Annotated in this window: 12 protein-coding genes and 1 pseudogene; 8 read left to right on the top strand and 5 right to left on the bottom strand. The window is 67.0% G+C overall.

The annotated features are described in order from the left end of the window. Positions 1-101: 101 nt before the first annotated feature. Complete coding sequence (locus ACQY5A_RS01820) at positions 102-746, bottom strand: RES domain-containing protein (RefSeq protein WP_428338665.1); 645 nt, start codon at positions 744-746, stop codon at positions 102-104. Positions 747-752: 6 nt separating this feature from the next. After that, entirely contained in the window at positions 753-1,700 is a 948-nt protein-coding gene (locus ACQY5A_RS01815; RefSeq protein WP_428338664.1) for a hypothetical protein, read from the bottom strand. A 688-nt stretch (positions 1,701-2,388) separates the two neighbouring features. On the opposite strand from ACQY5A_RS01815, the gene ACQY5A_RS01810 reads away from it, so the two are divergent. The 3 genes from ACQY5A_RS01810 (at position 2,389) to ACQY5A_RS01800 (ending at position 3,997) form a co-directional block, all read left to right on the top strand. Next, positions 2,389-2,745, top strand: coding sequence for a type II toxin-antitoxin system prevent-host-death family antitoxin (locus ACQY5A_RS01810; protein ID WP_428338707.1), 357 nt, complete (start codon positions 2,389-2,391; stop codon positions 2,743-2,745). 13 nt (positions 2,746-2,758) lie between these two features. Continuing rightward, a complete protein-coding gene (locus tag ACQY5A_RS01805) occupies positions 2,759-3,412 on the top strand; it encodes a zeta toxin family protein (protein ID WP_428338663.1) in 654 nt (217 codons plus the stop codon). 162 nt (positions 3,413-3,574) lie between these two features. Next, positions 3,575-3,997, top strand: a complete 423-nt coding sequence (locus ACQY5A_RS01800; RefSeq protein WP_428338662.1) for a hypothetical protein — start codon at positions 3,575-3,577, stop codon at positions 3,995-3,997. Here ACQY5A_RS01800 and ACQY5A_RS01795 read toward each other — a convergent pair. Both ACQY5A_RS01795 and ACQY5A_RS01790 read right to left on the bottom strand, forming a co-directional pair. Then, a complete protein-coding gene (locus ACQY5A_RS01795; RefSeq protein WP_428338661.1) occupies positions 3,991-5,424 on the bottom strand; it encodes a hypothetical protein in 1,434 nt (477 codons plus the stop codon). The two genes, ACQY5A_RS01800 and ACQY5A_RS01795, sit on opposite strands and share 7 nt — an antisense overlap. Next, positions 5,421-5,684, bottom strand: a complete 264-nt coding sequence (locus tag ACQY5A_RS01790) for a hypothetical protein (RefSeq protein WP_428338660.1) — start codon at positions 5,682-5,684, stop codon at positions 5,421-5,423. Before ACQY5A_RS01790 ends, ACQY5A_RS01795 begins: the two co-directional genes overlap by 4 nt. A 429-nt stretch (positions 5,685-6,113) precedes the next feature. Between ACQY5A_RS01790 and ACQY5A_RS01785 the strand changes: the two are divergent. The 5 genes and pseudogenes from ACQY5A_RS01785 to ACQY5A_RS01765 all read left to right on the top strand — a co-directional run bounded on the left by ACQY5A_RS01785 (position 6,114) and on the right by ACQY5A_RS01765 (position 11,080). Then, positions 6,114-7,505, top strand: a pseudogene (locus tag ACQY5A_RS01785) (peptidase). Between the two features lie 191 nt (positions 7,506-7,696). Next, positions 7,697-8,143: a DUF4333 domain-containing protein gene (locus ACQY5A_RS01780; protein WP_428338659.1), complete on the top strand. Its 447-nt coding sequence runs from the start codon at positions 7,697-7,699 to the stop codon at positions 8,141-8,143. 220 nt (positions 8,144-8,363) lie between these two features. Next, positions 8,364-10,196 (top strand): serine/threonine-protein kinase PknH/PknJ, encoded by a 1,833-nt coding sequence (locus ACQY5A_RS01775; protein ID WP_428338658.1) that lies wholly within the window; start codon positions 8,364-8,366, stop codon positions 10,194-10,196. Positions 10,197-10,434: 238 nt separating this feature from the next. Further along, entirely contained in the window at positions 10,435-10,725 is a 291-nt protein-coding gene (locus ACQY5A_RS01770; protein WP_428338708.1) for a hypothetical protein, read from the top strand. Next, positions 10,667-11,080, top strand: coding sequence for a hypothetical protein (locus ACQY5A_RS01765; RefSeq protein ID WP_428338657.1), 414 nt, complete (start codon positions 10,667-10,669; stop codon positions 11,078-11,080). Before ACQY5A_RS01770 ends, ACQY5A_RS01765 begins: the two co-directional genes overlap by 59 nt. Positions 11,081-11,286: 206 nt before the next feature. Here the strand turns inward: ACQY5A_RS01765 and ACQY5A_RS01760 are convergent. Further along, positions 11,287-11,537: hypothetical protein (locus ACQY5A_RS01760; RefSeq protein WP_428338656.1), on the bottom strand; the 251-nt coding region annotated here is incomplete at its 5' end.

Genomic DNA, 11,537 nt, shown 5'->3' with positions numbered 1-11,537 from the left:
GAAGCCTTTCCATTGATAACCGGGAATCACTGGCTAAATCTTGGTCGCCCCGGTAACCACTCGCTGACATTTCGAACCCTTTGAGAGTGCGCCTGCCGCGGTCAGGGCATCCGACCGGCGTACTTGAGGCCGAACCCGAGGTCGAGGGTGTCAACGACGAGCCTAGCGGCCGCTGGATCTTTCAGGATTTCGACTTCGCTTTGAACACTGACCGCCGGCGTGGCAGCGCGTGCAATCAGCATCAGGGCGACTTTGGACTCGCAATTGCGGCACGGGTAGGCCAGCGCGCGTGCAGCCGGGGTATTCAGCAGGATCTCGGTGCCCGCGGTGCGGGTGGCGCTGTAGGCACTGGAGTCGCGGCACAGGAAGGACGAATCCAGGTTCAGTTTGGCGGCGTGTGACCCGTAGGCAGCGGCCGCGGGAATGTCTTCGTTGAGGGTGAGGACCGCGAGCATCTTGTTGGACAACCACAATCTCGGCACCAGGCGGGATGCGGGAATGGGTTGGTTGCGCAATATGCCTTCGGCGACGGCGCCGAGAAGTGTTGGCGCTACATAGAGATAGCCACCCAGCACGGGGTCGGTGGGCTCGAAACGACCTTGGGCGGTGTCGTGCAGCGGCTTGGGTCTGGGATTGAACGAGTTTGCCGCGTAAGTAGCGCCGGCAGCGCGAATCCGATAGAGCGTGCTTCCTTTGGTGATGGGTTCCAGATCGGCAGCGGTGCCGTTGTAGACGTTGGTCGCCACCGACTTTCAGTCCATACCTTGCTGACTGCGGTCGATAGCGAAATCGACGACGTCCTCGCCTAATTCGTGTTGTTGCAGCAGGTCCACCGGGCGCCGGCCGCCGAGACCTTCGTCTTCAGAAAACCACCAGTCCAGGGCACCCCAGGGGTCGGCATCGCTTTCCAGTCTGCGGTTGGCATGCGCGACGACCGGGCGAATCTCGTGCTTCGCAGGATCGACCTGAAATTTCGGATACCGGTAGCGGTTGCCTATCTTGACCCCCAGCAGCTCGTTGGCCCGTCGACGATTCTGCGCGATCGTGCGGTGGGGTTTGCCTGTGGGAGAAAGGATGGTGCTCGCCTCGGTCGAACTGAAGGTGTCATCCAGGCTCAACGGCAGCCTGTACCGAAAGGGGCCGGTCGCGGTTTGGACCGCCACGTCCTCGTGGGCGGGGGCGGCCTGCGTGTCGCGGAACTCAATCAGCAACCGGAGCTGCGCGCGGGCTGTCTCAATCATGCTGTCCAGCAATGCAACTGACGACGACCGACCTTCCTCCGCTGCCACTGCGTGGTGGGCAATATCCCCGCGCGGACCGTGAAGGACCATTGCTCTACTGAAGGGGCTGTTGTCGTGGGCGAGGAGGTTTCGGACCTTAGTAAGCAACTCGTCCACGTTCGCAAGGTGTGCGGTCTTCAGTTGAGCTGCCTGACCCGGCTCCAGGATCGCGCTCAGCTCTGTGGTGACGACCGGGCCCTCCCCGATCAGGTGTTTAACATCGGCCTGTATCCGGCGGAGCGACGCGTCGCGATCACCGACGCCTGGGCGGTCGGCGGACGCGGGCCCGCGCACGACCAAGCCCACCAGCGCGCTACCCGATTGATCGTCGGGTTGCTCGCCAGTGCGCTCGGGGTCCGGCTGGACGAAATACAGGCCCCCGCTATCGAGATCTTTAAACCGCTCTGGCTGCAGCTTCACGGCATCTCCCAAACTACGATAACTACGGTGCTGACGAACAGTGTAGTTAACGTAGTTACGATGCGCCAGCGTAGGCCTGCCTACGTGTGATCGCGCATCGGACGAACTCGTTTACCGGGCGACCCGACGCTCACACTCCCGAGACCGCTGCTTTTGGAGACTACGGCTCTACCCGTCGGGCTGCGTCTGTTAATCCGCTTCAACGCGGCGGAATTGCGGGCACAGTCGAGGGGCGTGACTATCGTGTACGCCGCGAGGGTTTCGAACCCAGTCCCCAGATGAAGAGCCTGGTGCTATCCCAACTCAGCTAACGGCGCGCAGGTCAGTGGGCCGCCTGGGACACGAACCCGGAACTCATGGGTAAAAGCCAAGAGCGATACGCGATTCACCAACGGCCCCACTACGTGTGTACGTCCTGCAGGAGTCGAACCTGCGTGCCCGTCAAGGGCACCGGAGTCTGAATCCGGCGTCCTCTGTTCCACACCCTCGCGACGGCCGCGCGGAGTTCGTGGATCCGACCGGTTTCGACGTCGCGCTCGCAAGCAGGTTTGGGCGGCTGGACGAACCGGTCGGATGTATCTGCGACGCGGCGAGTGAACGGTGACATACTGAACTGGCCAGAATGTCCGAATCGCACATAATGGGCAAAAGGTCTAAACTGTTGGATGTAGGCACGAGTGAGGAGACCATCATGACCGTTTCGTTCCGCAACCGCGACGGCAAGCTGGTCGATGTCCCCGCGGTCACCGCCAGCCGCCTCAAAAACGAGTTCGGCAGCGTCTTTGAGCAGGCCGCAGCGGATGGCGCGGTGGTGATCACCAAGCACGACACCCCCAGGGCAGTGCTGCTGTCGTACGCGGAGTTCGAGGCTCTGACCGCCTCAGCCACACCCGCCCTCGACGACCTCGGTGAGCGCTTCAGCGCGCTGCTGGCCACCATGCAGACGGCCGAAGCCAAGGCTGGAGTCGCCGCGGCATTCGATGCCTCTCCGGAGGAGATGGGCGCCGCCGCGGTGAAGGCGGCGCGCACCGCGCAGTCGCGGTAATCCAGCGCGACCCATGGTGGGCACGACCGCGACACCGGCTCAAGTACGTGTACTGGCAGGGATCAATGGCGCCGGGAAGAGCAGCGTCGTCGGTGCCACGATCCGCGATAAGGGTGGTGAGTACTACAACCCCGATGAGGCCGCCCGAGCGATCTTGGCGGCCAACCCCGGGCTGAGTCAGACCGAGGCCAACGCGGCGGCATGGGAGCAGGGCCGCACGCTGTTGCGGCGTGCGATCGACGAAGGGCTCGACTTCGCCTTCGAGACCACGCTGGGCGGCAACACCATTCCCGCGCTGTTAGCTGACGCCGCTGCCCGCGGTAGCGAGGTTCGCCTCTTCTTTGTGGGCCTGGATGGCGTCGAGGCGCACATCGAACGGGTGCGGCAGCGGGTCCGCGGCGGCGGCCATGACATTCCGGAGGCCGCGATCCGCCGCCGGTACCGACACAGCCGGATCAATCTGATCAACCTGCTATCGTTGCTCACCGAGCTACGGATGTATGACAACTCGGCGACCGCCGACCCGGCGACCGGGCAGGCGCCGACGCCTATGCTGGTGTTGCACATGCAGCGCGGCCGCATCGTGGGGCCGCCCGATCTGACCGCGACGCCGGCGTGGGCGCAGCCCATTGTCGCTGCCGCACTGGAGCAGTCGCAGAACATGTAACCGGGGCAACGGTTTTGGGGCGGTATCGGTGAGCGGCGCGAGTGGACAGTAATGTCGGCGCGATGAGGCGGGGGCCGATCGGCGCGGCGAGTGTCTGCGAGTCGCTGCGCAACCTCGTAACCTGCAGAGGACGAGCAGCCCCGATCGGAAAGAGATGGTCTCGTGTATCCAGCGGGTAGCAGTGCCTACGGGGCACCGAACCAACCCGGCGGGCCGCCGCCAGCGCCTCCGGTAGAACCGATCTTCCAGGTAAGGGTCACCAAACACCTCGGAGCCCTCGTTTTTTGGTACAACCAGTACCGCACCGTCACGGGCACCTACGCGCAGTGCGACGCCGCGATCACCCAGGCCCAGCAGCACAATCTGTTGCTCGGCTGGTGGAGTCTGGCGTCGCTGCTGGTGTGGAATCCGATCTCGCTGTGGCGAAACAGCTCAGCCCGAAAAACGTTGCGCCAGCAGGCCGCACAGGCTCAGCACTACGCGCAGTGGTGGAGCGCCAACCATGACGGAAGGCAGCACGCGCCGGGCTGGACGGGGCCGCAGGCGCCATCTGCTGCCACGCAGTACGGCTGGATCGGTCAGTGAACGCTGAATTCACGCGGCTTTGAGCTGGTGCGCGGTCGCGGCCTGGAGTTCGTCGAGAGTTTGCAGCGGCATCGCCGGCGACGGACCGGGGGCTGCCTTGGGCCCGCCTGAATGCGTTGTGCTGCTGACGACGAGGAAGCCCCGCACCTGGGTGACGCGGTATATCTCAATGCCTTCGTCGCAGCGGTCGTAAGCCTGTACCTTTTCCACGCGCATCCACCGGTGCGTGAACCGCACGGTGTCCTCGCCGTCGGCGAGCGCGGCATCGGTGGTGAGGTGTCGGTGGTGAGGTATCGGCGGTCCTCCCGGTCCGCGCACAGCTCGGGTTTATCGGTGGAATGCGCTGCGCAGGTGGCGATCTCGCGCCGCAGGTCAGCGAGATAGTCGATTCCGGGGTAGGCCCGGCCGATCGTCACCGTGGGCTGCCCCCACCGTGACGGGTCGGTGTCGCGCCGTTCAGCCACGCTGTCCCGGCGCGGCTCAGGTGGGTATTCGGTGTTTAGACAGCCGTTCCACGGCGGGTCCGCGTCCTGGCCCGACCGTGCGTCGACGATGACCCCTGCCGCCAGCGGCGGCAGCAGCGTCGAGATTTGACCCGGGCTCCAGTCGGCAAGCCGAGGCGGCAGCGCCGACCGCGGCCGGTGCCGGCCCACAGCGTCGATCAGCTGGGTGAGGGTGTCGCGGCGGGATGTCGCCGAGGGATCGTCGGTGCTGAACCATGCCTGCGCGATCACGCCGTTGGGCAGCACCGCGGCCGCCATCTGGGTGACGCGGCGCCACTGCCTGGCGATCTCACCGGACTGGTAGCGGGCCAGCGCGTCGGCGGATTCACCGAGCAACCAGGTCTGGATCCGTCCGTCCCCTCTGGTGGGGGCGACGGCCCAGATCGGACACTGGCGGGCCCAATCGGTCATCGCCCGCACGAGATCGACATCGGCGTCGGCAGCCATCCGCCGGACCTCGACCCACTCGGTGTCTTTCGCCGCACAGCGCGGGTCGCGCCGAACCCCGTACGCATCGGTCGCCGGCTGGTAACTCACGGCGAGTTCGGGACCGGTCCGCGCACCCAGCCGCGGCAGGATCTGGCAGTCGGCGGGCGACGACTCCGGCGCCGTGGTCGAACGCGGCCACGTGGCGAACGGCGGCTTGGGCGCCTCGACGAGGATGTCGTCGACGAATTCCTCGCTGAAGTCAGCCAGCCCAGGCACGCAGCGCGCCAACTGATTCGGGCCGCACTCCCCCGTTGGGCTGGGCCCGGGGGTCAGTGTTGCCGGACCCTTGGCGGCTTCCGGTGGGTGCGTCGTACACGCTCCGCTGATGAATACCAGGCCGGCGACGCAGGCACCCGCGGTCACGCGAACCAACGCCCGTCCCGCCGGCATCACTGCGCCCGCGCTACCGCGACGTCTCGCGCCGACCGTGATCACGCGACAGATCCCCGATCCGATACGGTTCCGCCGAAGATGGGAGGGGGTGGCCGACGTGGTCGTCTTCGATGTCGGGTCGCGCCTAGGCCCCACCGGATCGCGGACGGCGGTGAAGCCGGGCGCTCGATCGAGGTCGAGTCCGGGGAGATGATGGGGTCGGCCTGGCCATTGCGGATCTGCCGGGTGCGCCAGAAGGCGGCCACCAAGCCCATCATCGCCACCATCAGGGCAAGCCACGCGATGTCGGTGCGGCTGGGCACGGACTAAGTCTGGCACGCGGACCGCGCAGCCACAGACAACAGTCGGGCGACCGGCATTGGGGCCACGCTGTACCTCAAGATCGACGGAATCATCTATGCCGCCGATCGCCGGGCCGAGAGCGACACCTCGCGCTCGCAGCAGCTCCCGGCTGATGACGACCACGATTCCGCGTGAGGTCTCGCGACTGTGCCCCGCCCGAATGAGCCGCGGCGGCCGGGTCGGGGTGATTCCATAAGGGGGCGGGCTGAGCGACGACGGGTGAGCTAGCGTCGGGTGAACGGGGCGGGCGTGGCGGCCAAACACCGTCGGGGCGACCAGTATCGGAGGCGGGAGGGATCGGATGGGCTACCGCCGGCACGGTGCCTCGCTTCGGCGACCGCGGCACGGTCCTGACCGCCGCGGCCCTTGCCTTGGCGTGCCTGAGCCCGATGACGACTGCGTGTGACTCCGCGGTGATCCGCGGCCGGGCGGCGTCGATGATCTATGACCCCGACCGGGTCGGTGGCCTGCCACCAGCGACCGACCCAACGGCATCCGCGCCGGCGCGCCGGCAGCGGTAGGCGAGGTCGAAGGCGGCGACGGTGGCGACGGCGACCGGCTTGCCCTGTTGGCGGTCAACGACATTCAGAGCTTCTGGGCGTCGACCTACCCTGAGTCCTTCTCGGGCCAGTACACGCCGCTGGCCGCGGTGCGGTCCTATGATTCGGCCAATCCGGCCAGCCCGCGGGTGTGCGGCAAAACCGCCATCGCCCGGGACGCTAACGCCGCGTTCTGTGCCCGGGACGACTCGGTGTCCTGGGACCGCGGCGTTCTGATTCCCAGCGCGCGCAAGTACTTTGGCGACATCGCGGTCGCGGGGGTGCTGGCGCATGAAATCGGTCACGCGGTGCAGCGCCAGGCGCGCACCGTCCACACGTTCACCCGCACCATCGTGCGCGAGCAGCAGGCCGACTGCGTCGCCGGCGTCTACCTGCGCTGGGTGGCTCAGGGCGACTCCCCGCGGTTCACGATGAACACCACCGACGGGCTCGATCACGTCCTGGCCGGCGGGATCACGCTGCGCGATCCCGTCGACGAACCCGGTAATGCGCATGGTGCGCACGGCTCCGCGCTGGACCGGGTAGGCGCCTTCCAGGAAGGGTTCGACGGTGACGCCGGCACCTGCGCGGCCATCGACAAGGACGAAATCGCCCGCCGCCGTGCCGGTTTGCCGCAGTCGCTGCAGACCTACTCCTCCACCGACCGCGGCGAGATGGCTATCACCGAGGACGCCGTGCAACTGCTGATGGAGACCCTCAACCAGATCTTTCATCCCAGCCAGCCGCCTACCCTGGCCGCGAGCACACCCGTCACGTGCGCCGACGCCCGGCCCAGTCCGGCGGCCGCGTACTGCCCGGCGACCAACACCATCACCGTCGACCTGCCGGCACTGCGTCAGATGGGTGCCTACGCCGATCAAGAGAACCGCGAACTGCTGCAGGGCGATGACACCGCCTTCTCGGTGGTGACATCGCGCTACATGCTGGCCGTGCAGCACCAGCACGGCGTCGCGCCGACCGGGGAGCGGGCCGCGCTACGGACCGCGTGCCTGACCGGTGTCGCGCAGCGCGGCATGTCCGACCCGGTCGCGCTGCCGTCGGGGCGGCACCTTGGTGCTGTCCGCCGGCGATCTCGACGAGGCGATATCGGGGTTGTTGACCAATCATCTGGTGGCCAGCGACGTCGACGGCGACACCGTGCCCGCCGGGTTCACCCGTATCGTCGCGTTCCGGTCCGGGCTGATCGGCGATGCTGGCGGGTGTTACGGAAACTTCCCGTGAACCGCCCGCCACCGTCCGGCCAAGGCCCGCGACCCGGGCCCGAGCAGCCCTGGTATCTGCGCCCTCCGACCTCCGATGACCCCACCGCGATCGCCCGACCGCGATCACCCCGGCCTCGCACCCCGCCGAGCCCGCACCGGCCGCCGCCTCCCGCCCCGGGCCCGGGCCGATCTCCGAGCGGGCACCGCCCGATGCCACCGCCGCCGGTCGCCCCGTGGCATCAGCGCCCCGTCGCACCGTGGCCACCGGTCAAGCCGCACCTCCGGCCCCCGCCGGGCGGGGGCGCCGACACCGCAGCCCACGACCGGCGGATCCGTGGGCTCTTGATCGGCGCCGGAGCATTGGCGATCGTGATGTCAGTGGCCGTGATCATCCGCAGCGCAATCCAACTCGGTGACGGCGGTCGGGTCCTCGACGTCTCTAGGGTGCAGGCCGGGGTCGCGCAGATACTGTCGGATCCGGTCGGCGGCTACGGCGCCAACACCGTCGGCGACGTCAGCTGCAACCACGGCCGCAACCCGAGCGCCAGGAAGGGCACGAGTTTCGTGTGCGACGTCGCCGTTAACGGTGCGCAACGCCATGTCACGGTCGTGGTCACGGATGACGCCGGGACCTACGAAGTCGACCGTCCGCGATAGCAGTTTCCGCACCGAAGCGGATCGGTGGTCAACCAGGTTCATTGCCCTGTTCCGCGGAGGACGGCGAATGCCAGCCGCGCCACGAACGCCACCGTAGCGGGATGGCTGATCGTCACCGCGATCTTTAGTCGTCACCGCGATCTTTTAACGATCCGCCCGGACCGGCGACCTCCCCGTCCTTGACGTCGCGCCGATCACAGTCGTGGCATGCTGTCTGACCATGAGCGGGGTGGGCGATCGGGGGTGGGGTGTGCTGCCTGTGGGTTCGGTGGTGGCCGGCTACCGGGTCGAGCGGCTCCTGGGTGTGGGCGGCATGGGCGCGGTCTATGTGGTGGCCAACCCGGAGTTGCCGCGCCGGGATGCGTTAAAGGTGCTGAGCGCGGCGCTGTCGCACAACGAGGAATTTCAGACTCGGTTCGTCCGCGAGGCCGACGTGGCCTCGATGCTGGATCACCCCAACATCGTGTCGATCTACCGGCGGGGCCGCACCGATGACGGCCTGCTGTGGATTGCGATGCAGCTCGTCGACGGCACCGACGCCGACGCGGCACTCAAGAGCGGAACGATGACCCCGGCGCGGGCGGTGTATGTGGTCAGCGAGGTCGCGAAGGCGCTCGACTTCGCCCATGCCCATCAGGTGGTGCACCGCGACATCAAGCCGGCCAACTTCCTGCTGGCGGGGGTCGTTGGTGAGGAGCGGGTGCTGCTGGGCGATTTCGGAATCGCCCGCGGACTCGATGATGCGGGTCTGACCGCGACTGGCTCGTTGATGGCCACCGTCGCCTACACCGCTCCCGAAGTGCTCGCCGGCGGCACTTTCGATGCGCGCGCCGACCTGTATTCGTTGGGCTGCACGCTGTTTCGGTTGTTGACCGGCAAAACCCCGTATTTCACCGCAAACGGGCCGGCCGCGGTGATGATGGCCCACCTGCAGGCGCCGCCGCCGCGTCTGTCCGATGTCGTGGGCGGGCTGCCGCCGGCGCTGGACGGGGTGATCGCCAAGGCGATGGCGAAAGATCCCGCACAGCGGTTCGGCTCGGCACGTGAACTGGCCGATGCCGCCTCCTCGTTGGTGCACACAACCACCCGCTTGACGACCCGACCCTGGCAGCCGGTGCCGGCTGCTGCGGTCAGTGCGTATCGCGACGCCCCTCCCACCGGCCCGCAGTGGTGGCAGCAGACCGGCGGACACCCCACCCAGCAGGGGTTCGCCGCCGCGCCCACCCAGTGGGGCGCACCTGTCCTCTCCCCTCCCCCGGTCAGGCCGCGGCGGCGGCGCGGACTCATCCTGGGTGCGATGGCTGCCACGGTGCTGCTGGCCGGTGCCGCGGTGGGCGTGGTAACACTGGCGCACCATTCCAAGGGCAACCCCAAAGCCGCTCCGTCGCAAGCTGTGTCGACGACGTCAGCTCCGCCGCCTGCTGTGTCGACGTCGTCAACTCCGTCGCCGTCGCCGGTCGCACCGCTGCCGCCCAGCGCGCTCGACAACCTGCTGCCCACTCCCGAGGAGGTCGCACAAATCATGGGCGCCACGAAGCTGGCAATCTTTAAGGCGACCGACAAGATGACAGATGAAACGGGAGTCATCGACCGCAAGCAATGCCTCGGTGCGTTCGCCCCGGAGCAAGCGCCCGTGTACGTCGAGACCGGCGGATGGACCGCCGTGCGTGCGCAGGCGGTGCATGAGCCCGGCGACGTGCCGATCGCGTTCGAAGTGTTTCAGGCAGTCATCGAATTGCCGACGGCGGCGGTCGCGGAGAATTCGCTCACTGCCCAAACCGCGCAGTGGGCGTCATGTTCGGGCACGGAGTTCACGACGACGTATCCGAACAGCGTTCCTGTGCCATGGAAATTCGGACCGCTCACTGCAAAAGGCAACCTGCTCTCCATGATGCAGCTGCCGGTCAAGAACAACAACCCGGCCACGGGTCCCTGCCAACGGGCCGTGGCCGTCCAAAACAATATGGTCGCCGACGTGTGGGCCTGCCGGATCGGCATAAGCAACCAAGCCGTCGACCTCGCCAACGCCATCCTGGCGAAAATCCCGCACTAGCCTGCGGAACCGGTCGGCAGGCGCATGGATGCACGGGTCGGTCGCGGGCATGTTCCAGCGCACAGGCGCCGGCATGCTGTCGAGTTTGATGCCGGTGCCGGTACCTGGACGCCGGATACGATCAGCGGCGAGGAGTCGCAGTTCGGGCTGCGCGCGAGACGTGGCGGGAGGTAACGGCGGTCATGGTGGTTGAGGTAGTGCGAACCATCGCCGTCCCCGCGGCCGACATCGGTGGGCGATGAACTCGTCGGAGCGCCGCAACGCTGTCTATCGGTGGCGCTGGCCTTCCGCATTCGCTGCGGTGGCGCTCACCGTCGGGGTGATCGGGTGGTTGGGCGCGGGCGGACCGCAGATCGTCGTCTACCCCACTACCGACTTCGCTCGGCTGCCGGTCAGCGCCGCGGATCCTGTTCCGGCGGCAGCCCTCCTCGTGCGTATCGCTGCGGAAGGTCAACGGCTCCCCGCAGCTGATGGACGAACCGTGTGGCTCGCCGGCCAGTACGTATCGCGTCATCGGCCGGGTCGATAGGGAATCGCAATGCGTGCACGACGCCGACCTCACCCTGTCCTGGTCGGCGGGTGGCAAATCCGCCGCTACCTGCCTCGACTGCGACTGGGTAGCCGGCCAATGTCTGCACATCGCCGGCCAATCGGTCGCGAAGGTGGAGTGCACCAGCCGGGGCGCGGTGCAGCCGCAGGTGGCGATCATCGGCGCCGTCGACGTCTCGTACTGCCGGGAAGGTGGAATCGCACACCGGGTAAGGCATTTCACCATCTGCAACGTCGGCGAGCACACTCAACTCATCCTCACCGACGGCAGCGTGAAGAAGTACAGGGTCGCAACAGTCATCAAGCCCACATTGGAAGAAGGGCACAAAAAGTAGCCGCCATGCCGACCGGCATCGTCGGATACGGCCCTACTGAATGACCCCACGATCCATTGACCGTCGAATCAGATCGTGAAACACAGTCGGATACAGCCCGCTCGGGCTTACGTCAGTAGCAAGCCGCTCTGACCTTGAGTTTTGCTTCATCAGCCATACCCTTAGGTGTACTTAGGCAGGTTGCAAATGATGCTAGCGAATGCGCTTCACCCCTGTGGATCGCGGGTCGTCCGCTCGCCGGTGTCGGCGCGATGGTCCGCCGGTCGACTACACGTGTTTTCCAGGTGCGCCCGGTGATCACGCCGCGCACGGTGGTCGTCAGAGACACCGAACATCCCCGCCAACTCGGTGTAGCTGGCACCGTGGCGGCGCAGGGTCCGGATGTGACGAACCATCTCCTCGGTCAACTTCGCGTTGGGGTGCGCCTCGCCGAGGATGGTGGCGCCGTCCGGGGGGA

This window comes from Mycobacterium sp., assembly GCF_965277065.1.
In the GTDB taxonomy this organism is placed as follows: domain Bacteria; phylum Actinomycetota; class Actinomycetes; order Mycobacteriales; family Mycobacteriaceae; genus Mycobacterium.
This window is presented reverse-complemented; position numbering and strand designations above follow the sequence as displayed.